Raw genomic sequence first — 19230 nt, forward strand, 5'->3', positions numbered from 1 at the left:
TCCTCTGATCAGCGCGAAGCCACGAGCGGCCACAATTCGTCGGCGCCGCGGTTTGCCACCAGCTTGCCGAGCTCGACGGCCCAATGGCTCTCCGAACCGAAATCATCGCGCCAGGCCAGAGCCCGCAGCGAAAAGCGGTGCAGGATGTGCTCGCTGGTGAAGCCGATGGCGCCGTGCACCTGATGCGCGATGGCGCCGCCTTTTTCCGCGGCTTCCGCGCAGCGGATCTTTGCCGAGGCAGCCTCGAGATAGACCTCGTCGTCGAATGACTTTGCGTTCGCGATGGCGTCGGCCGCCGACGTCGCGGCCGCAAGCGCCGCGGCGGATTCGCCGGCGAGACGGGCGAGGTTGTGCTGCACGGCCTGAAACTTCGAGATCTTCTTCTCGAACGCGACGCGCTCGTTGGAATAGCGCACGGAGATGTCGAGCATCGCTTCCAGCGCGCCCGCGATCTGAAGGCTGCGCGCGACGCCGCCCATCAGCATGAGCGTGGTCTGGTCAAAGCCCTTCGCGGGCTTGACGGTGACGGGCTGGACCTTGTCGAGCGTCACGGTATCGCTGTGGTCGTAGCCGACGTTGAGTCCGGATTCGATCCGGCCCTTGCTCGCTTCGACCAAGGCAATCGAGATACCATCCTTGCCGTGCGCCAGCACCGCAAAGTGCTTCGCCGCCTTGGCAAAGGGCACGCCGCGGGCGCGGCCGGAGAGCGCGCCGTCGGCATCGAGGGTAATGCGATCCTTCGGCGAGGCCGGCAGCACCGTCATCTCACCTTCCGGTGAGGCGATTTTCGCCTGCGCAAGCAGCCAGCCCGCCAGCATGGTCTCGGCCAGAGGAACCGCGACTGCGAAGCGGCCGGCGGCGTTCAGCAGCGCAAAACCGTCGGCAAGGCTGGCGCCGGAGCCGCCGAGATCGTCAGGCACCCAGGACAATGGCAAGCCGGCTTCGCTCAGCGCCTGCCACAGCGGCGCCTGCCACGAACCCTTCTTGTCGTTGTTGATGGTCTGCGGATCGGCGAGATCGGCGAAGATTTTCTCCGCGGTCTCGACGACGATATTGTCACTCTCCGCCACAGCGTTCCCCGTGTTTTGCCATTGGCGCGTTCCGTCCGGTCGGCGCGGCGCGCGGTCTCTTCTTGCGCCCGATGATCCGAAAAAGCCATGGCCCTGACAAGCGTTGACCGCAGGCCCATCTGCGGCTCCGGCATGGGCGCAAGAGCTGCTATGGACTAATTCCGCTTAGCGGAGTTTGGTCGATTTGCAGGGCGCGGCAAACTCGCTAAACAGGGCCAGCTGCTTAAGGCTTGTATTCAATCAAGGGGAAGGAAATCCGGATGGCAAAAGATGGCTTGTGCGCAATCGTGACGGGGTCCGCATCCGGACTTGGTGCAGCGACTGCGGAAATTCTCGCGCGGAGCGGGGCGCGGCTCGTCATCAACTATTCCTCGAGCCAGAAGGAAGCCGAGGCCACGGCCGAACTCTGCCGCAAGGCGGGGGCGGCGGAAGTGCTGGTCGCGCAGGGCGACGTTTCAAAAGATGACGATTGCCGCAAGATCGTTGCGGCAGCCAGCGGCTGGGGCCGGCTCGACGTGCTCGTCAACAATGCCGGCATCACCAAGCATGTTGCGCATGCCGATCTCGATGGATTGTCGGCTGAAGATTTCCAGCGCTTGTACGGCGTCAACACGATCGGCCCGTTCCAGATGGTGCGCGCAGCACGCAGCCTGCTCGAGGCCGGCGCGAAGGCTTCGGAACGGCCGTCCGCCGTGGTCAACGTGTCCTCGGTTGCCGGCATCAGCGGCGTCGGCTCGTCGATCGCCTATGCTGCGAGCAAGGGCGCGCTCAACACGATGACGTTGTCGCTGTCCCGTGCACTGGCGCCGCTGATCCGCGTCAACACGGTGTGCCCCGGCTATATCGACACGCCCTGGTTCACCAAGGGCCGCGGCGAGGCCGGCGCCAAGCAGGTGCGCGACAGCGTGGTGGCGAAGGTGCCGCTGAAGGTCGCTTCATCCGCCAATGACATCGCGCAGCTCGTCTGCTTCCTGGCAACGCCGGCGTCGAGCAACATGACCGGCGAGGTCGTGCGGATGGATGCGGGGATGCATCTGATAACTTAATTCGTCATTGCGAGCGAAGCGAGCAATCCAGAGAGCGTCCGCGCGGACAGTCTGGATTGCTTCGTCGCAAGGGCTCCTCGCGATGATGGAGTGCGAGGGCGGCGTCGTGCCCGACGTCCGGCACCACTACCCTTTTATCACGCCGCTCGCGACCAGCCGGTGCCAGATGAACAGCACCACCACCGCGCCGATCGTGGCCATGATGAAGCCGGCGCCCTGGTCTGGGCTGTAGTGCCCGATCGCCTGTCCGATGAAGGTCGCAAGAAACGCACCGGCGATGCCGAGGATGGTGGTGAGGATAAAGCCGCTCGGGTTGTTCGGTCCCGGCGCCAGCCAGCGCGCGATGAGGCCGGCGATGAAGCCGACGACGATGATCCACAACAGGCCGCCCATGCTCATGTCAGTGCTCCCCTTCCCGAGAATGCGTAGATCAAAGTTCGATTAAAGTCTGCCCGAGAGCTCGTTCTCGGTCGGCAGCCGTCCGTCCGGCGTCAGGTGGTCGATCACCTGTGGCAGATACTGGCTGAGGCCGGAGAGCAGCTCGTCGCGCGACAGGCCGCTCTGGGCGGACAGGCTTTGGATCTGGTCGGCGCCGAGGGCGCTGGCGAGATCGCCGGGCGCGATCGCCTTGTTCTCGCCCTTGCCGACCCAGGTGCTCGCGGTCTCGCCGTGGCCACCCTGCTGGAGCTGGTTGAGGAGATCGCCGAGGCCGCCGCTGAGCACGCTGCCGGCCGCGCCGCCCGCGAGCAGGCCGCCGAGGCCACCCTTGAGCAGATCGCTGAGGCCGCCGCTACCACCGGGGCCGCCGGGAACAGCGCTGCTGCCCGTATTGACAGGCGTCGGAGGCGGCAGCGGCGAGCGCTGCTGCGGCGCCGGCGCCGCGTCGGGCTGGCCAGCCGTCAGATGCTTGAAGGCCTTCCAGGCGATCAGGCCGAGCAGCGCCATGGTCATTGGCGACATGCCGCCGGAGGATTGCTCAGAGCTGGGCGTGCTCGGGCCGCGGGGGCCGTTCTGCATGCCGTTGAGGACGTCGAGTAGACCCATGGTGCTCTCCTTTGGCGTTCTCGTCGGCGAGTTCTCGCCGGTGACAGCCCCCGGGGCAAAAACATATGAGGCTCTCATGACGGTTACAAGGCGAATGCACCGCAACCAATGGGCAGCCGGCGTTGCCTCTGCTATCGAGGGCAGGTCATTCAAGGGAGCAAGGTCAGGTGGTTGCGGATCGACCGATCGTGGTGGCCGGCGCGGGCGCCATCGGCTGTTTCGTCGGAGGCCAGCTGGCGGCCGGAGGGCGCCGCGTCGCGCTGCTGGTGCGGCCGCGGGTCAAAACCGAGATCGAGCGGTTCGGCCTGCGGCTGACCGATTTCGACGGCTCCGAGCAGAAGCTCGGCGCGGGCCAGCTGGCGCTGTCGGAGGATCCCGCGATCTTTCACAACGCCGGCATCGTGCTGGTCACGGTGAAGAGCGCCGACACCGCCGATGTCGCGGACCAGATTGCCCGGCACGCGCCGCAGGACGCCGTCATCGTCTCCCTGCAGAACGGCGTCGGCAATGTCGCGGTTCTGCGCGAGCGGCTCGGCGGCCGGCACGTGCTCGCCGGCATGGTGCCGTTCAACGTGATCGCGATGGGCGAGGGACGCTTCCACCGCTCGACGTCCGGCGACATCCATGTCGGCGCGGATGAGGCGAATACGGCCGTAGCGCTGTCGGTGCCCGGCCTCGCCATGCGCGCAAGCCGCGACATCACCGGCGTGCAATGGGGCAAGCTGATCATCAATTTGAACAATGCGCTCAGTGCGCTGTCCGACATGCCGCTCGCCGCGCAACTGGCGAACCGCGACTGGCGAAGACTGTTCGCCGACCAGATGGCCGAAGGCGTGACTGCGATGAAGGCCGCCGGCATCACGCCGGTCTCGGCGACGCCGATCCCGCTGAGGTGGACGCCGACCCTGCTGAGGCTGCCTGATGTGATCTTCAATGCGATCCTGGGGCGCACGATGAAGATCGATCCCGAGGCGCGCTCCTCGATGTGGCAGGACCTGAAGCAGGGCCGCAAGACCGAGATCGACTATCTCCAGGGCGCAGTCATCGCGCTCGCCGAGCAGAACAACGTCGACGTGCCGCTGATGCGCCGTATTGTTGCGCTGATCAAGCAGGCCGAGACGGCAGGCAATGGTCCGCCGCGGCTGACGCCGCAGCAGATCCGCGGAGCGGCCTGAGTGCGAGCCGGGCGGCGGGAGGAGCAACGATGAGGCGTTGTTTGATGATTGGGCTCGCGCTGGCCGCGCTCTGCGGCACGTCGACGCTGGCCTACGCAAGGCCGCCAACGGTCGTGAGCTCGCCCGGCTATGACAGGCGGTTGCAAGAGAGCAGGTCGCAGTTGGGCAATTCGCCAACGACAACAGAGCCCACGCGTGCGCCGGTGGTCAAACCGAAGCGCGGCAAGAAGAAGCAGCCGAACTGACGCCACACGCTCGCTGTCGTCCCGGATCAGCGCTCCGCTTGTCCGGGACGACAGCGGAGTTTGCCGCGCGATGAGCTTACCCCTTCTTCGCCGGCTTGCTTGGCGCGGGGGTGAACAGCTTCTTCAGATCGCTCAAGCTTTCCGATAGCCGCGGCCATTCGCAGGAGAACGAGCCCTTGGTGCAGGGCGCGCCCTTCGGTCGCGGGCTGACGGACTGCTGCACCTTCGGCCGCTCGACCGGGACAGGCACGCGCGCGACCGGGACGGACACGCGCTCGACCTCGGTTCGCAGTGCGACCTGCTGTTGCCGCGCTTGTTCCTGCTGCTCGCGCTGCTGACGCGCGGCGGCTTGGGCGGCTTCATTGCTGCGGCGCTGATTGGCGAGGTAGGAGGTGTAGGATTCGTCGATCCTCTTCTGCTCCTCCGGCGTCGGATTGGGACCTGCGATGTCGAAGGTGCGGTCCTGGAGGAAATCGTAATAGGAATAGCCGCCGCCTGGCTTGCGGCGGCCCGCGAACTTGGCGTTGCAATCGGCAAGCGCAGCCGTCTTCTCGGTCTTGTTCGCGGCCTTCTCGGCGGCGTCGGCGCATTCCTCGAAATCGACCGGCGCGCGCTTCCACCATTGGGCGTGGGCATGCAACGGCGTCAGCAGAAGAAATCCTGCTGCGGCAACGACTAGCGCCGCACGACGCGATGCAACTACGTCCGACATTCTACGAGAGCATTCCTTGCAAAACTCAACCCGAACTGAGTCGGGTCCGATTTTTGCCCCTTTATCGCCGGCTTGTCACCCGTGGAACTCGGGAATTTCATGGCTGCAATGCTGACATTTTTTGCTTGACGTGGCGCGGGAGTCACAGCCGCGCGGCACATGATCGGCTTAGACTTTATTGGTTTGAATTCGAAGGGGAATATCCGTCATGAGAGCGTTGGCCCGCCTCGCCGCAATCACATTGGCGTTCATTTCCAGCTATGCGTTCGCGGCGGACGAAGAAGCGCCCAACCGCAAGCCGGTGAGGGCGATCGCCGACGCGCGGCTTTCGGTCGGCGGCCAGGGAATGCTGCCGCTCTATCTCTCCAGCGACTGGTCGCTGCCGCTGCCGGCGATCTCGCGCGCCATCATCGTGCTGCACGGACGCCTGCGCAATGCCGACGAATATTACATGTCGGCCCATACTGCGCAGGTTGCCGCGGGCGACGACGGCAAGAGCGCGCTCATGATCGTCCCGCAGTTTCTGGCGGAGATCGATATCGACGCGCACAGGCTGCCCGCGGATACGTTGCGCTGGTCGCTGGAGGGATGGGAGGGCGGCGACGCCGCGCTGGCGCCGAATCCGGTGTCGTCCTTCGATGCGCTCGATGCGATCCTCGTAAAACTCTCGGACCGGCGCATCTTCCCGAATCTGAAGCAGGTCGTCGTCGCCGGCCATTCCGGCGGTGGCCAGGTCGCGCAACGCTATGCCATCGCCGGCAAAGGCGAGGCGGCGCTGTCGCGCCAGCATATCGATGTCCGCTACGTTGTCGCCAATCCCTCCTCCTACGCTTATTTCAGCAACACGCGGCCCGTGCCGGCGATCGCCGCATCCTGCCCGGGCTACAACAATTGGAAATACGGCATGGACGGGCGTCCGCCCTATCTTGCGAACGCAACGCCGGTAGCGCTGGAGCAGCGCTATGTCGAGCGCGAGGTGATCTATCTGCTCGGCACGCTCGACACCAATCCGAAGCATTCTGCGCTGGACAAGAGCTGCATGGCCGAGGCGCAAGGTCCCACGCGCTACGCCCGCGGCCACGCTTATGCGGATGCGATGGCCAAGCGCGACCGCGGCACGCCCAATCACCGGGTCTGGGACGTCGCCGGGGTCGGCCACGACGGCGACAAGATGCTGACCTCGAAATGCGGCCTCGCAGCGCTGTTCGATATTCCGGGCTGCGGGGCGGAGCGCTGATGCGGACGTCTTGAAGGCAGATCTCTTGAAGGCAGATGCCTTGAAGCCAGATCCCTTGAAGGCAGATCCCTTGAAGCGTTGGCTCCGGCTGTTACACTTCGTCTCGCGACGCCTCATCCTGAGACGACGCCAAGAAGACGAAGTGGAAACACCTGATGCTGCTGCCCCTGTCCGACGTGCCTCGCTGGTACGCTCAACGCAAACCGCAAGGCACGATCGCCGTCCGTCACGGGCAGGATACGCTGACATGGGACGAGCTCGAACGCGGCGCCAATCGGCGCGCACGGGCGTTCATGGCCAAGGGCGTCAAGCCCGGCGACTTTGTCGCAATCGGTTTGCCTAACGGCAACGCGTTCTTCGAGACCTCGTTTGCGGTCTGGAAGTGCGGAGCGACGCCGACGTCACTGTCGTGGCGGCTGCCGCGCGGCGAAGCCGCCGCGGTGCTCGACATCCTGAAGCCCGCGCTGGTGGTCGGCGGCGAGGCCGACTGGAACGCGCCGAACCGCCTGCCGGCGGATTTCGTGCCGGAAGGTTTTTCGGACGAGCCGCTCGATCCGCCGGTGGCTCGCTACTGGAAAGCCATGACCAGCGGCGGCTCGACCGGCCGGCCGAAAGTGATCCTCGATCATCAGCCGGCCGTGACCGACACCGTCGCCGCGCCGCCGCTCAACATTCCATTCGGGGTTTCGCTGCTCAATCCCGGTCCGCTCTACCACAATGCGCCGTTCATCGTGTCGCACTACGCGCTGTTCACCGGCGGCCAGCTTACCGGCCTCGTCAAGTTCGACGCCGAGGAGACGTTGCGGCAGATCGCACGCGAGCGCGTGCAATGGGTCAATTTCGTGCCGACCATGATGCACCGAATCTGGGCGCTGCCGGAGAACGTGCGGAACTCTTACGACATGTCGAGCCTTCAGACCGTCTTCCACATGGCGGCTCCGATGCCGCCCTGGCTGAAGGAGAACTGGATCGCCTGGCTCGGCCCTGAGCGCGTCTGGGAGCTCTATGGCGGCACCGAGCGCCAGGGCTCCTGCATCATATCAGGCACGGAATGGCTGACCCACAAGGGCTCGGTCGGCAAGATCGGGGAGATGGCGCGCTTGCGCATCGTCGGCAAGGACGGCAACGACGTCGCGCCCGGCGAGACCGGCGAGATCTATTTCCTCAACAATGACGGCAGGGATGCCACCTATCATTATCTCGGCGCCGAGCCGAAGCGCCGCGCGGACGGCTGGGAGTCGCTCGGCGACATCGGCCGGCTGGACGCCGAAGGCTATCTCTATCTCGGCGACCGTCTCGCCGACATGGTGCTGCGCGGCGGCGCCAACATCTATCCGGCCGAGGTCGAGGCCGCGGTCTCCGAATGCCCCGGTGTGCGGTCCTGCGTGGTGGTGGGATTGCCCGATCCGGAATTGGGCCAGCGCGTGCATGCCATCGTCGAGCCCGAACCTGGCGCGGACGGCCAGGCCATCGCCGACGGCATGGCGGACTTCTTGAAAGACAGGCTGAGCCGCTACAAGCACCCCGAGAGTTTCGAGATCGTCAGCGCCCCGCCGCGCGATGATTCCGGAAAAGTTCGCCGCACCCTGTTGCGCGACGAGCGCGCGGCGTGGATGAAGGAAGGGCGCGCCTTCCGGATTCGGCCGGCGAAGGCGCGGGCGCACGCCGAATAAGAAGAATACAGAAGGATTGAGACATGACGATCACCATCGCAGCGAACAGCGTGCCGAGGCCGCCGGCCGAGATCATCGAGGGTTTTCGCGGCGCGCCGACCTCGGTCATTTCAGACAATCTCGCCCGGTTGCCGGGCGCGGTCGGGCTGAAACCCTATCATCGCGGCGGCAAGCTGGTGGGGACGGCCTTCACCGTGCGCACCCGCCCCGGCGACAATCTCGCCATCCACCGCGCACTTGAACTGGTCGGTCCCGGCGACGTCATCGTGGTCGATGGCGGTGGCGACGAGACGCGCGCGCTGGTCGGCGAGATCATGAAGAACATCGCGCAGTGGCGCAAAGCCGAAGGCTATGTCATCGACGGCGCGATCCGAGATGTCGCGGCCTTCGCCGCTGACGACTTTCCCTGCTACGCCCGCGCGGTGATCCATCGCGGCCCCTACAAGAACGGCCCCGGCGAGATCAACGTGCCTGTTACGATCGGCGGCAGCGTCATCTCGCCCGGCGACATCGTCGTCGGCGATGAGGACGGCGTGGTGTCGTTCCCCGCCGCCGGCGCCGCGGCGCTGCTGGAAGCCGTCCGCGCCCAGGTCGCGCGTGAGGAGGAGACCATGAAGGCGATCCGCGAGGGCCGCTACCAGGGCTCCTATGGCAAATCCTGATCGGATCAGAATGAAGGGGAGGGCGGCTTGAGCCAGAAGGACGAATTTCACAACATCGACGATCCCAGCGATGGCCTCTTCCGCGAGCTCGCGGCGGGGGTGACCACGCGCATCTTTTCCGGCGAGCAGGCGATGCTGTCGGTGGTGACGCTGGCCCCGCATGCGCAGGGCACGCTGCATCATCATCCCGAGGAGCAATGGGGCGTGCTGCTCGACGGCTCCGCCATCCGCGTCCAGGGCGATGAGGAAATTCCGGTAAAGAAGGGCGATTTCTGGCGCACGCCCGGCAATGTGCCGCACACGATGCGCGCCGGCCCCGATGGGGCCCGCGTGCTGGACATTTTCAGTCCACCACGGCCAGAATACAAAAAAGCGGGGTCGGGCTTCGGCACGACTTAAGCGCCAAAGAGCAAAAAGCCAGGCGCAAAACCAAAGGGGAGGGGACTATGACGATCACACGACGCACGCTGCTGGCAGCGCCCGCTATTCTCGCAATCGCGCCAGCGGTGGCGCAGGCCGGCAAGATTACTCTGGTGGTGCCGTTTCCGCCGGGCGGATCGACCGATGCGATGGCGCGGCTGTTGCAGGCCAATCTACAGACAAAACTCAACCGCATCGTCGTGGTCGAGAACAAGTCGGGCGCCGCCGGCGCGCTCGGCGCGGCGCAGGTTGCCAAGAGCCCGCCGGACGGCTCGACGTTCCTGGTCACCTTCGATTCCCACGCGGTGATCCCGTCCATCCTCGACAAGCCGCCGGTCGATGTCGAGCGCGAGCTGATGCCGGTGCTGCTGGTGGGCACCGCGCCCTACGTGATCGCCGCCGGCGCCGGCCGTCCCTACAAGAGCTTTGCCGACGTGGTCGCCGCCTGCAAGGCGACGCCCGGCGCGGTGAAATATGCCTCCGTCGGCATCGGCACGCTCGGCCATCTCGCCATGACGGTGCTCGGCACCAAGGCCGGCGTCGAGATCATGCACGTGCCCTATCGCGGCGGCGGCCCGGCGATGAACGACGTGCTCGGCGGCCATGTCGATCTGATCGCGGGATCGGCGGCGCTGGTCTCGGCCCAACTCGGCACCAACATGCTGCGGCCGATCCTGCAACTCGGCCGCGAGCGGCTGCCGGGCTTACCGGATACGCCGACCGCGATCGAGGCCGGCTTTCCGGACTTTGAGACGCTGGCGTGGTGGGGCGTTTTCGCGCCCGCGGGCACGCCGCCGGATATCGTCGCGGCCATGGCGACGGCGTCCAGGGAGATCCTGAGCGAGCCCGCGACCGCCGCCCAGCTCAAGGAGACCCAGCAGATGACGCTGCTGCTCCAGGACGGCGCCGCCTTCAAGAGCTTCTTCGACAAGCAGGTCGCCTATTGGGGCAAGGTGGTGCGCGAGAACAATATCAGGGCATGAGAGGCCTATTCCCGGGATTGCCATCCCGGGTCCAGTGCGCTCGCGCGGGCTTGAGCGTCAGAGCATCTTGCCGACGATCTTTGTCATATCTGCCGCCGAAAACGCGCGCAGCGTTTCGGTGCGGACATTGCCGAGTGCGCTGAGACTAAGGCTGAGCGACATCGCGGCAGCCTCATCTGGAGCCTCGAGAACGGTTACAACGTCATATCGTCCCTGCGTCCAGACGATCTCTTTCACGGTCACGCCGAACGTTTTGGCCATCTCCTTGAAGGCGTCGGCCCGCTTCGGCGAGTCCTTGACGTTGCGGACTCCCTGATCAGTGAAGCTTCCCAGCACGACATAGGTTACCATGGTCGTCCTCCCTGGTTAGAACCCAGATCCAATTCTCGCTTGAGGCAACCGCGCCGAGCTTGCCACGGCGGCTGAGACAGCGCTACTGCGCGTTGGGAACGTCAGCGGATGTGACTTATTCGGTCAGGACAACGGCCGCGCGAAACTGAGCTCATGGCCGTCGGGGTCGGTGAGATGGAAGTAGCGCTCACCCCATTCTGCATCGCGCGGCGTGGTCGACGGCTGCCATCCGGCGGCGCGTGCGCGCTCGTAGGTCCCGTCGACATCGGCGACGTAGAAGATGATGCGGCCCCACCAGGACCAGCGCTTGTCGTCCGGCTGCGCCGTCAGGTTGAGATAGCCGGTGCCGGCGCGAAAGCTGGTGAATGCGGCGGCTTCGCCGCCATACAGGAGCTCGAACCCCAGCGAACGGTAGAAGTGCACGGCGCGCCCCATGTCATGCGTGCCGAGCGTGATGGCACTGATGCTTTCGATCATGTGAGCTGCTCCGCCGAGAGGGGCCTGGAAGCGATTGTATAGCCGCCCCGTTCAGGTTGACGATGATCCGGCCCGCCTTGCGGCTGGCGAACCGCATTTTGCTCTGCTATGACGGGATCGAACCCATACCAGCGGGTTCCGCGGTCCCGTAGCTCAGCCGGATAGAGCGGCGGTTTCCTAAACCGTAGGTCGCATGTTCGAGTCATGCCGGGATCGCCAGCTTTTCGATGACTTAGCTTGATGCCGCCAGGGGCGGAGCGTGGTGGTTTCGCAACGCTACGCATCATGAGCTGATTGATCAGCAGCCTCCCAACGACATTCGTCACAACCATATTGCTTTGGGGAGACTGGCAACAGCAACGCGCCGGCAATTCGAGCCGTGCGTCGTCAGCGATCTCAGGGATTCCCAAGGTGCCGGCGAGCACGGCTCGAAGACATCACCACATCGAGCTATGGGCAGGGGTGTCGCTTGCCATCGTAGCCGAGATACGTTCCCGAAGCCGGGTCGTACGACCGATATTTTTGTTCGCAATAGGACGAGCCATCAGCGGAGTCGTCGTAATCGCCGTAGTAGCCGTCGTCGTAGCCGCCATAGTAAGGCCAGCCCGAATAGGCGCCCAGCGCTAAGGCGCCGCCAAGGCCAAGACCCCCGCCGTAAGCAAATGCGTGGCGGTAGCGATGCCGGAATCCGGCATGATGGAATTGACCGCCATGGAAGCCGGCGCCGGCCGCGACGGGACGTGGCGCATGGAAGCCGCCGGCGGCCCGGAAGTGACCAACTCCGCCGTGGAAGCCTCCGCCGCCTCCGAAGTGCCCACCACCGTGAAATCCGCCGCCGCCTCCGAAATGTCCGCCACCGCCCCCATGTCCACCGCCCCCATGTCCGCCGCCGCGCGCAGAGGCGGCCGCTCCCGGCGCCAAGGTTGCGCAAAGAGCGATCACGCCAAGCAATTTCAGTCGTTCCATCGTTTTTTCTCCAGCTACATGATGTCGGCCACGTCTCGACCTTGCCGGACACTCATTGGCCCGAGACCTGCCGACGACTCCATGTTTGCCGGATGCGCGCTCGCCGTCTTTTCAATAGGCCGCGGATGTTTCAGCTTCGCACGTGAAGCCGGAATCCGAGCGAACAGGCCGCTGATATTGTTGACCTGAGAGCGGTTTCGTAAAACATGGGTTGAAAGTTCGAGTCGTCCCGGGATCGCCATTTTGTCATGGGCAATCGTCGCAGTTTGCCACGCTCGTCGGCGCAAAATTTGCTAGAAGCGAAAGACGTCCTTCCTGGCCTTGCCGACGTGCCGGCCACGCCTCGCTACCCCATCCGGAGACAACAATGCCTTTCGACTTGATCCTGCGCGGCGGCCGTGTGGTCGACCCGTCCCAGAAGCTCGATGCCGTGACGGACATCGCCTTTGCCGGCGGCAAGGTCGCCGCCGTCGGGACCGGGCTCAAGGCCGATCCGGGCACCGATGTGCGCGACGTCTCGCGTTACATCGTGACGCCGGGGTTGATCGATCTGCACACCCATGTCTATTGGGGCGGCACCTCGCTCGGCATCGATGCCGAGGAATTCTGCCGCCTCTCCGGCGTCACCACTGCGGTCGATACCGGCAGTGCCGGTCCCGGCAATTTCGCGGGCTTCCGCAAGCATGTGATCGAGCCGAGCCAGGTCCGCATCCTCGCCTATCTGCACGTCTCGCATGCCGGCATCTTCGGCTTCTCGCACCGGATCATGGTCGGCGAGAGCGAGGAGTTGCGGCTGATGAACCCGATCGAGGCGGCCAAGGTGGCCGATGCCAACCGCGACCTCATCGTCGGCATCAAGGTGCGCGTGGGGCTGCACTCCTCGGGCACGTCGGGGATCGTGCCGCTCGACATCGCGCTCGAGGTCGCGAACGAGGTCGGCATGCCGCTGATGGCGCATATCGACCATCCGCCGCCGAGCTACGAGGAGGTGCTGGGCCGCCTGCGTCCGGGCGACGTGCTGACCCATGCGTTCCGCCCCTTCCCCAACACGCCGGCGACCGCGCAAGGCACAGTGAAGAGGGCGGTGCTGGACGCGCGCGAGCGCGGCGTGCTGTTCGATATCGGCCACGGCAAGGGCTCGTTCGCCTTCAAGACCGCGCGCGCGATGCTCGCCAACGGCTTCTATCCCGACACGATCTCTTCCGACATCCATCAGCTCTGCATCGACGGCCCGGCGTTCGACCAGGTCACGACCATGTCGAAATTCCTGTGCATGGGCATGGAGCTGTCGGACGTCGTCGCCGCCTCGACGGTGAACGCGGCCATGGCGCTGCGGCGTCCCGAGCTCGGCAGCCTCAAGCCCGGTAGCGTCGGCGACGCCACGCTTGTTACGGTCAGGCAGGGCCAGTTCGACTATGAGGACGTCGTCGGCGAGCACCTGATCGGGGATCGCAAGATCGTCTCCGAGGGCGTCGTGATCGGCGGCCGCTGGTGGCATCCGAATTAGGGCTTTGCCTCTTCCCGTGAGAACGGGGAGAGGAAGCTACTCGTTCTTGTCTACATTCCAGAACATCGGCGTCGCCGGGCCGTCGATCACGCCGGTGAGCGATTTGCGCCAGGCGCTCGGCGCCTGGAACTGGCCGAGCGGGACGTAGATCACCTGGTCGTAGGCTTCCTTCTGCACCTCAAGCGCGATCTTCTTGCGCTCCTCGGGCGAGGTCGCGCGGGCAAAGGAATCGCGCAACTCCTCGAGCTTGGGGTCCTCGGACCAGCCGTACCAGCCGCCACTCGTGCCCTTGCCGACCATCGGGACGTTGACCAGCGGGTTCAAGGAGTCGGCGGCGCCCTGGTAGGTAAAGAACATGTTCCAGCCACCTTCCTTCGGCGGCTTCTGGATTGCCCGGCGGGTGACCACGGTCTGCCAGTCCATCGCCTGCAGATCGACCTTGAAGCCGGCGTCGCGCAACAGCTGTGCGACCACGACCGGCTGCGCCTTCAGCAGGATCTGATCGGTCGGCGCCAGGATCACCACGGGCGTGCCGTCATAACCGGCCTCGGCCAACGCCTTCCTGGCGTCCGCCATGCCGTTGCCCTTTATCAGGGTCTCGCCGCCGGCGTCGCTGGCGAGCGGCGTGTCGCAGATGAAGAACGCGCCGCACAGCTTGTAGTATTTGGGATTGCCGATCTGCGCGTCGAGCACGTCCTTCTGGTTGATCGCCAGCATCGCGGCGCGGCGGATCTTCACATTGTCGAATGGCGGATGCAGAAAATTCATCCGGCCGAACGACTGGAAGCCGAACTTGTTCAGGATGGATACGTTGATGTCCGGATTGGACTCGAGCGCGGGCAGCATGTCGAATGGCGGCGTCTCGACGAAATCGACATCGCCTGACTGCAGCGCGTTGAGCGCGGTCTGCGCGTCCGGCATCGTGATCCACTCGACCCGGTCAACCTTGGCCACCTTGCCGCCCGAGGTCCATTCGGCCGGCTCCTTGCGCGGCACATAGTCGGTGTTCTTTTCGTAGACGGCCTTCACGCCGGGCTGGAATTCGGCCGCGACGAATCTGAACGGGCCGGAGCCGATCTGCTCGGGAATCTGCTTGGTGATCGGGGTTTCAGCAAGCCGCTTGGGCATCATGAAGGCGCAGACCGACGATGGCTTGGCGATCGTCTCCAGCACCAGGCCATAGGGCTCCTTCAGCTTGAAGACGATTGTTTTGGCGTCCGCGGCTTCGATACCGGCCGTGAAGTCCATCAGCTTGCGCGCCATGCCGTCGACGCTCGTACCCCAGCGCTTCAGGGAGGCCACGCAATCCTCGGCCGTCACCGGTGCACCGTCATGCCACTTCAGGCCGTCGCGCAAGGTGAAGGTGTAGGTCAGCTTGTCCGCGGACACTGTCCAGTCGGCCATCTGCGGCTGCACCTTGAAGCTGGAATCGATGCCGAGCAGCGTATCGTAGACCATGTAGCCATGGTCGCGGGTGATGATGGCTGTCGTGAAGCCAGGGTCGGTGACGCGAAGGTCCGATTGCATCACCGCGCTCAGGGTCTTCTTTCCGGTCGCGGCAGATACAACCGACGTCCAGGCCAGAGGAAGTGCCGATGGCGCAACAGCCGCAAGCTGAAGCAGTTTCCGTCGCGAGACGTGAACCATTCGCTTCTCCTGACTTGACGCAAAACGAAACCAGATGGCGGTTGCCGAACACGGGCAGCGTATGGCGGGGAGCCACACGTGACAAGCAGGGGTTGCTTCTACCGATCTGGATTCGTTAGCGGACAAGCAAGGGCTGTGCCGCCGAAGCCGGCGGTAGGAGCAATCGTCGAAAGTCGTCGCGCTCTTGACGGACGCGCGTCAGTCGCGCCCCGCCTCCATGATCGCCTTGGCCAGCCGCGCCGGATCGGAGAAGCACAGCTCGTGGCTTCCCGGCACCTGCACCAGACGGAACAGGCCGAGCTTCTCCGAGAGCCGCGGATGCCAGGGATGGCTGTGCGGCATCGCGACGTCCTCGGTGCAGTTGATGTAGGACTTTGCCAGCGGCATCTCCGCCGGATTGGTCTTGAGCGCGATCTTGTCGGTGAAAGTCGCGAACGGATGCGGGTTGAGCACGTCATAGGCGCGCTGCGCGGTCTCGAGATCGGCATCGTTGATGAAGGTTTCGCGCCAGATCGGGAAGGGCAACACCACAGAGCTGTCGCCGCGTTCGGCCGCGATCGCTTCGAACAGCCCGATAAAGTGCGGCGGCACCATGTCGTTGAGGCATTCGCCGTTGTTGGGCACGAAGGCATTCCAATACACCAGGCGGCGAATGCGCTCGGGCGCGAGGTCGGCGACGCCGGTGATGATCATGCCGCCATAGGAATGGCCGAGCAGGACGATGTCCTTCAGATTGTTTTCGGCGAGATAGTCGGCGATCGACTGGATCGCGTCCTTCAGCCCGGTCGTCTTGGCATCGCCGGGGCGATTGCCCTTGATTGTCGGCGTATAGACCTTGTGGCCGGCGGCGCGGATCGGGGCCGCGACGGGTTCGAACTCGGCACCGGTGTGCCAGGCGCCATGGACGAGAACGTAGGTCGACATGTTGTAGCTGCTCCCGAGGGTGTGGTTAGATCGGCATGACGTGGGTCCTTTGCGGCGCTCGCGAGGCGCAGCGGACAATTCTTGTTGTGCGAAGTGTGAACCGGCCGGCCATTTTCCGCTTGGCTGGCGCTGAACCGGATTGGTCTCGGAGCGAACTGATGGAGCAGGTCACAAGCCGGCCGCGGCACGTCGTCTGGAACACCGCAGTGACGCGGCCGGACGAGCAGTTTTCCTATTACCGCGAGGCGATCTGCCAGGCATTCATGAACCTGACGCCGGAATCGGCGACGACGTCGCGCTTCCCTGCGAAGGTGGAGACGATCGGGCTCGGCGCCGGCGCAATCAACCGGGTGATGTTTCCCGAGCATACCGTCAATCGCTCGCGCGCCGATATCGCAGCATCGACCGAGAGCTGCTTCTATCTCAACTTCAAGCTGGCCGGGCGCTGCCGCATGCTCCAGGGCGACAGCGAGGTCAGCCTGTCGCGCGGCCAGGTCGGCATCGTCGACAGCGACCGCGAGGTGACGCTGCTGCACGATCGCGGTCCGATGCTGGGGGTCGCTTCGTTCTGGGTGCCGTCGCGCGCCCTGCGCGACCGGCTGCCGCCGTCGTTCGATTTCAGGGCCGAGCGCGTCTCCGACGATCCCCATGTCGGTCACCTCATCGTCGAGACCGCGCGCTCCCTCAACGCCGGCGCATTGCGGATGGCGGAAGAGGACAGCATTCGGCTGTTCGACGTGCTGCTCGATCTCGTTGCGCTCAGCCTGTCGCGCCGCTCGCGGGCGCAGACGGCGGAAGCCGCAAGCTTTGCAGACGCGACCGTGCTGGCGCTGCGCCGCGCCATTCACGAGCGGCTGCGCGAGCCGGGACTGACGGTCGCGGCGGTCGCCGGCTCCGTCGGCATCAGCGAGCGCTATGTCCACAAGCTGTTCGAACGCTCCGGCACGACATTTTCGGACTACGTGATCGATCGCCGCCTCGTGGGCGCGGCGGCCGACCTGAAGGATCCGGCATCGGGCGGCCGCGCGATCGGCGCTATCGCCTTCGACTGGGGGTTCTCCGATCTCTCCCACTTCGCGCGGCGCTTCAAGCAGCGCTTCGGCTGCCGCCCACGCGATTGGCGTGCGCGATGAACAGAGCTACAGCGACCTCGCGATCAGCAGCTTCATGATCTCGTTGGTGCCGCCATAGATCTTCTGGATGCGGGAATCGATGAAGATGCGGGAGATCGGGTATTCCTGCATGTAACCGTAGCCGCCGAACAGCTGGAGGCATTCGTCGGCGGTCTGGACCTGCTTGTCCGAGCACCAGTATTTCGCCATCGACGCCGTGACGGTGTCGAGATCCCCGGCGACGAGGCGCTCAATGCACCAGTCGACGAAGACGCGCGCAATCATCGCTTCGGTCTTGCGCTCGGCGAGCGTGAAGGCGGTGTTCTGGAAATCCATCAGCGGCTTGCCGAACGCCTTCCGTTCCTTGGTGTATTCGGTGGTGAGCTTGACCGCGCGCTCCATCGAGGCGACCGCGCCAACCGCAAGCGCGAGGCGCTCCTGCGGCAATTGCTGCATCAGCTGGACAAAACCCTGGCCTTCCTCCTTGCCGAGCAGGTTTTCCGGCGGCACCGTGACGTTGTCGAAGAACAGTTCTGACGTGTCGGAGGCATGCAGGCCGATCTTGTCGAGGTTGCGCCCGCGCTTGTAGCCGTCCGCGCCCGCGGTCTCGACCACGATCAGCGAAATGCCCTTGGCACCCACATCGCCGGTGCGCGCGACCACGACGACGAGATCGGCGGCCTGGCCGTTGGTAATAAAAGTCTTCTGGCCGTTGATGACGTAGGAATTGCCCTGCTTCTTCGCGGTGGTCTTGACGGCCTGCAGGTCCGAGCCGGTGCCGGGCTCGGTCATGGCGATGGCACCGACCATCTCGCCGGAAGCCATCTTCGGCAGCCAGCGCTTCCTTTGCTCCTCCGAGCCGTAGTTGAGGATGTAGTGCGCGACGATGGCGCTGTGCACGGAGACGCCGGTGGTGAGCTCCGGCACCGTGCTTTCGAGATCGTCGAGCACGGCGGCGTCATAGGCGAAGGTGGCGCCGAGGCCGCCATATTCCTCCGGCACGCTCGCCAGCAGGGCGCCCATCTCGCCGAGCCCGCGCCAGGCGAAGCGGTCGACCATCTTCTGCTCGCGCCATTTCTCGGCATGCGGCGCCAGATCCTTGGCCAGATATTTCCGGAACTGGTCGCGGAAGATTTCGAGCTCTTCGGTCATCCAGGAGGAGCGGTAGGACATGGTCACCTCGGTCAATGCGGCTTTCCGGCCTTGGTAGGCTGGTCGGCGGCGGCAATTATTGTGTTTTCAGGCTGCGCCGGTGACGCTACCAAGGCGGCCGGAAAACGCGTCTGTCGGGGTGTCTGATCTTGGCTGTCAAAATGCAGGAGCTCAAGCTCGACATCGAGCGCATCGGCACGGTCTCGGCGATCCTGACGCAGCCGGACAATGCGCGCGCCTGCTACGTCCTTGCGCACGGCGCCGGTACCGACATGCGCCATGCATCGATGGACAAGATTGCGGAGGGGCTCGCCGGTCGAGGCATTGCGACGCTTCGCTTCAATTTCCCCTACATGGAGAAGAGGCTGGGGCGTCCCGATCAGCCTGCGGTCGCGCATGCCGCCATCCGTGCGGCCGTCGAGGAGGCAGCGCGGCTCTGCCCCGGCTTGAAGCTCGTTGCCGGCGGAAAGTCGTTCGGCGGGCGCATGACCTCGCAGGCGCAGTCCAAGGCGCCGCTACCTGACGTCAAAGGGCTCGCCTTCCTCGGCTTTCCCCTGCACGCCGACAAAAAGCCGTCGACGGAGCGCGCCGAGCACCTGGTCCATGTCGAGATCCCGATGCTGTTCCTGCAAGGCACGCGTGACGGGCTTGCCGATCTCGGCCTCCTCAAGCCCGTGATCGCGCAGCTCGGCCCGAAGGCGACGCTGCACGAGGTCGCCGGCGGCGATCATTCCTTCGCGGTGCTGAAGAAGTCCGGCCGGACGAATGAAGAGGCCCTCACAGAGGTGCTCGATACGCTGGCGGCCTGGATCGATGAGCTCGCTTAA

22 protein-coding genes and 1 tRNA gene are annotated in these 19230 nt (G+C 65.0%); 13 read left to right on the forward strand and 10 right to left on the reverse strand.

Annotated features, from left to right (window positions below; genetic code table 11):
• Positions 1-8: 8 nt before the first annotated feature.
• A complete protein-coding gene (locus AB7Z56_RS03540; protein WP_063980655.1) occupies positions 9-1070 on the reverse strand; it encodes an acyl-CoA dehydrogenase family protein in 1062 nt (353 codons plus the stop codon).
• Positions 1071-1330: 260 nt separating this feature from the next.
• Here AB7Z56_RS03540 and AB7Z56_RS03545 point away from each other — a divergent pair, with 260 nt between their 5' ends.
• The gene (locus AB7Z56_RS03545; protein ID WP_063980656.1) at positions 1331-2116 is read left to right on the forward strand and encodes an SDR family NAD(P)-dependent oxidoreductase; all 786 of its coding nucleotides are present in this window, start codon (positions 1331-1333) and stop codon (positions 2114-2116) included.
• Between the two features lie 126 nt (positions 2117-2242).
• Here AB7Z56_RS03545 and AB7Z56_RS03550 read toward each other — a convergent pair whose 3' ends face one another.
• Together AB7Z56_RS03550 and AB7Z56_RS03555 are read right to left on the reverse strand one after the other, a co-directional pair.
• Positions 2243-2515 (reverse strand): GlsB/YeaQ/YmgE family stress response membrane protein, encoded by a 273-nt coding sequence (locus AB7Z56_RS03550; RefSeq protein ID WP_080586664.1) that lies wholly within the window; start codon positions 2513-2515, stop codon positions 2243-2245.
• Between the two features lie 42 nt (positions 2516-2557).
• The gene (locus AB7Z56_RS03555; RefSeq protein ID WP_063980657.1) at positions 2558-3160 is read right to left on the reverse strand and encodes a YidB family protein; all 603 of its coding nucleotides are present in this window, start codon (positions 3158-3160) and stop codon (positions 2558-2560) included.
• A gap of 167 nt (positions 3161-3327) precedes the next feature.
• Between AB7Z56_RS03555 and AB7Z56_RS03560 the strand changes: the two genes are divergently transcribed.
• Together AB7Z56_RS03560 and AB7Z56_RS03565 are read left to right on the forward strand one after the other, a co-directional pair.
• Positions 3328-4335 (forward strand): 2-dehydropantoate 2-reductase, encoded by a 1008-nt coding sequence (locus AB7Z56_RS03560; protein WP_063980658.1) that lies wholly within the window; start codon positions 3328-3330, stop codon positions 4333-4335.
• A 29-nt stretch (positions 4336-4364) separates the two neighbouring features.
• Positions 4365-4580 carry a hypothetical protein gene (locus AB7Z56_RS03565; protein WP_063980659.1) on the forward strand — a complete coding sequence of 72 codons (216 nt, stop codon included), beginning with the start codon at positions 4365-4367 and terminating at the stop codon, positions 4578-4580.
• A 76-nt stretch (positions 4581-4656) separates the two neighbouring features.
• On the opposite strand, the gene AB7Z56_RS03570 is transcribed toward AB7Z56_RS03565, so the two are convergent.
• Positions 4657-5292 carry a hypothetical protein gene (locus AB7Z56_RS03570; protein ID WP_063980660.1) on the reverse strand — a complete coding sequence of 212 codons (636 nt, stop codon included), beginning with the start codon at positions 5290-5292 and terminating at the stop codon, positions 4657-4659.
• A 208-nt stretch (positions 5293-5500) separates the two neighbouring features.
• On the opposite strand from AB7Z56_RS03570, the gene AB7Z56_RS03575 reads away from it, so the two are divergent.
• From AB7Z56_RS03575 to AB7Z56_RS03595, 5 genes are all read left to right on the forward strand, one after another.
• Positions 5501-6529: an alpha/beta hydrolase gene (locus AB7Z56_RS03575; protein ID WP_063980661.1), complete on the forward strand. Its 1029-nt coding sequence runs from the start codon at positions 5501-5503 to the stop codon at positions 6527-6529.
• A 155-nt stretch (positions 6530-6684) separates the two neighbouring features.
• Positions 6685-8202, forward strand: coding sequence for an AMP-binding protein (locus tag AB7Z56_RS03580; RefSeq protein WP_231143797.1), 1518 nt, complete (start codon positions 6685-6687; stop codon positions 8200-8202).
• 23 nt (positions 8203-8225) lie between these two features.
• Complete coding sequence (locus tag AB7Z56_RS03585) at positions 8226-8864, forward strand: RraA family protein (protein ID WP_063980662.1); 639 nt, start codon at positions 8226-8228, stop codon at positions 8862-8864.
• 27 nt (positions 8865-8891) lie between these two features.
• Entirely contained in the window at positions 8892-9263 is a 372-nt protein-coding gene (locus tag AB7Z56_RS03590; protein ID WP_028159929.1) for a dimethylsulfonioproprionate lyase family protein, read from the forward strand.
• 47 nt (positions 9264-9310) lie between these two features.
• Positions 9311-10267, forward strand: a complete 957-nt coding sequence (locus tag AB7Z56_RS03595; RefSeq protein ID WP_063980664.1) for a tripartite tricarboxylate transporter substrate-binding protein — start codon at positions 9311-9313, stop codon at positions 10265-10267.
• Between the two features lie 57 nt (positions 10268-10324).
• Here AB7Z56_RS03595 and AB7Z56_RS03600 read toward each other — a convergent pair whose 3' ends face one another.
• Entirely contained in the window at positions 10325-10618 is a 294-nt protein-coding gene (locus AB7Z56_RS03600) for a GYD domain-containing protein (RefSeq protein WP_063980665.1), read from the reverse strand.
• Positions 10619-10741: 123 nt separating this feature from the next.
• Complete coding sequence (locus tag AB7Z56_RS03605; RefSeq protein WP_063980666.1) at positions 10742-11095, reverse strand: VOC family protein; 354 nt, start codon at positions 11093-11095, stop codon at positions 10742-10744.
• Positions 11096-11237: 142 nt separating this feature from the next.
• On the opposite strand from AB7Z56_RS03605, the gene AB7Z56_RS03610 reads away from it, so the two are divergent.
• Positions 11238-11314, forward strand: a tRNA-Arg gene (locus AB7Z56_RS03610).
• A gap of 231 nt (positions 11315-11545) precedes the next feature.
• On the opposite strand, the gene AB7Z56_RS03615 is transcribed toward AB7Z56_RS03610, so the two are convergent.
• Complete coding sequence (locus AB7Z56_RS03615; RefSeq protein WP_231145450.1) at positions 11546-11716, reverse strand: BA14K family protein; 171 nt, start codon at positions 11714-11716, stop codon at positions 11546-11548.
• Between the two features lie 72 nt (positions 11717-11788).
• Between AB7Z56_RS03615 and AB7Z56_RS03620 the strand changes: the two genes are divergently transcribed.
• Together AB7Z56_RS03620 and AB7Z56_RS03625 are read left to right on the forward strand one after the other, a co-directional pair.
• Positions 11789-12250, forward strand: coding sequence for a hypothetical protein (locus tag AB7Z56_RS03620; RefSeq protein ID WP_354234114.1), 462 nt, complete (start codon positions 11789-11791; stop codon positions 12248-12250).
• A 178-nt stretch (positions 12251-12428) separates the two neighbouring features.
• Complete coding sequence (locus AB7Z56_RS03625) at positions 12429-13568, forward strand: amidohydrolase/deacetylase family metallohydrolase (protein ID WP_063980668.1); 1140 nt, start codon at positions 12429-12431, stop codon at positions 13566-13568.
• Positions 13569-13604: 36 nt separating this feature from the next.
• Here AB7Z56_RS03625 and AB7Z56_RS03630 read toward each other — a convergent pair whose 3' ends face one another.
• Both AB7Z56_RS03630 and AB7Z56_RS03635 read right to left on the reverse strand, forming a co-directional pair.
• Positions 13605-15215, reverse strand: a complete 1611-nt coding sequence (locus tag AB7Z56_RS03630; protein ID WP_063980669.1) for an ABC transporter substrate-binding protein — start codon at positions 15213-15215, stop codon at positions 13605-13607.
• Between the two features lie 198 nt (positions 15216-15413).
• Positions 15414-16139 (reverse strand): alpha/beta fold hydrolase, encoded by a 726-nt coding sequence (locus AB7Z56_RS03635; RefSeq protein WP_354234095.1) that lies wholly within the window; start codon positions 16137-16139, stop codon positions 15414-15416.
• 158 nt (positions 16140-16297) lie between these two features.
• Here AB7Z56_RS03635 and AB7Z56_RS03640 point away from each other — a divergent pair, with 158 nt between their 5' ends.
• Positions 16298-17272, forward strand: coding sequence for a helix-turn-helix domain-containing protein (locus AB7Z56_RS03640; protein WP_063980671.1), 975 nt, complete (start codon positions 16298-16300; stop codon positions 17270-17272).
• Positions 17273-17278: 6 nt separating this feature from the next.
• Here the strand turns inward: AB7Z56_RS03640 and AB7Z56_RS03645 are convergent, their stop codons facing one another.
• Positions 17279-18424 carry an acyl-CoA dehydrogenase family protein gene (locus tag AB7Z56_RS03645; RefSeq protein ID WP_063980672.1) on the reverse strand — a complete coding sequence of 382 codons (1146 nt, stop codon included), beginning with the start codon at positions 18422-18424 and terminating at the stop codon, positions 17279-17281.
• A gap of 128 nt (positions 18425-18552) precedes the next feature.
• Between AB7Z56_RS03645 and AB7Z56_RS03650 the strand changes: the two genes are divergently transcribed.
• Positions 18553-19230, forward strand: coding sequence for an alpha/beta hydrolase family protein (locus AB7Z56_RS03650; RefSeq protein WP_063980673.1), 678 nt, complete (start codon positions 18553-18555; stop codon positions 19228-19230).

The organism is Bradyrhizobium sp. 482_C4_N1_8 (assembly GCF_052075965.1).
Taxonomy (GTDB): Bacteria; Pseudomonadota; Alphaproteobacteria; order Rhizobiales; family Xanthobacteraceae; genus Bradyrhizobium; species Bradyrhizobium barranii.

Coding starts and splice junctions, on each gene's coding strand:
- AB7Z56_RS03545 (WP_063980656.1), top strand. CDS start 1,331: ATGGCAAAAGATGGCTTGTGCGCAATCGTGACGGGGTCCGCATCCGGA.
- AB7Z56_RS03550 (WP_080586664.1), bottom strand. CDS start 2,515: ATGAGCATGGGCGGCCTGTTGTGGATCATCGTCGTCGGCTTCATCGCC.
- AB7Z56_RS03555 (WP_063980657.1), bottom strand. CDS start 3,160: ATGGGTCTACTCGACGTCCTCAACGGCATGCAGAACGGCCCCCGCGGC.
- AB7Z56_RS03565 (WP_063980659.1), top strand. CDS start 4,365: ATGAGGCGTTGTTTGATGATTGGGCTCGCGCTGGCCGCGCTCTGCGGC.
- AB7Z56_RS03570 (WP_063980660.1), bottom strand. CDS start 5,292: ATGTCGGACGTAGTTGCATCGCGTCGTGCGGCGCTAGTCGTTGCCGCA.
- AB7Z56_RS03575 (WP_063980661.1), top strand. CDS start 5,501: ATGAGAGCGTTGGCCCGCCTCGCCGCAATCACATTGGCGTTCATTTCC.
- AB7Z56_RS03580 (WP_231143797.1), top strand. CDS start 6,685: ATGCTGCTGCCCCTGTCCGACGTGCCTCGCTGGTACGCTCAACGCAAA.
- AB7Z56_RS03585 (WP_063980662.1), top strand. CDS start 8,226: ATGACGATCACCATCGCAGCGAACAGCGTGCCGAGGCCGCCGGCCGAG.
- AB7Z56_RS03595 (WP_063980664.1), top strand. CDS start 9,311: ATGACGATCACACGACGCACGCTGCTGGCAGCGCCCGCTATTCTCGCA.
- AB7Z56_RS03600 (WP_063980665.1), bottom strand. CDS start 10,618: ATGGTAACCTATGTCGTGCTGGGAAGCTTCACTGATCAGGGAGTCCGC.
- AB7Z56_RS03605 (WP_063980666.1), bottom strand. CDS start 11,095: ATGATCGAAAGCATCAGTGCCATCACGCTCGGCACGCATGACATGGGG.
- AB7Z56_RS03620 (WP_354234114.1), top strand. CDS start 11,789: ATGATGGAATTGACCGCCATGGAAGCCGGCGCCGGCCGCGACGGGACG.
- AB7Z56_RS03625 (WP_063980668.1), top strand. CDS start 12,429: ATGCCTTTCGACTTGATCCTGCGCGGCGGCCGTGTGGTCGACCCGTCC.
- AB7Z56_RS03630 (WP_063980669.1), bottom strand. CDS start 15,215: ATGGTTCACGTCTCGCGACGGAAACTGCTTCAGCTTGCGGCTGTTGCG.
- AB7Z56_RS03635 (WP_354234095.1), bottom strand. CDS start 16,139: ATGTCGACCTACGTTCTCGTCCATGGCGCCTGGCACACCGGTGCCGAG.
- AB7Z56_RS03640 (WP_063980671.1), top strand. CDS start 16,298: ATGGAGCAGGTCACAAGCCGGCCGCGGCACGTCGTCTGGAACACCGCA.
- AB7Z56_RS03645 (WP_063980672.1), bottom strand. CDS start 18,424: ATGTCCTACCGCTCCTCCTGGATGACCGAAGAGCTCGAAATCTTCCGC.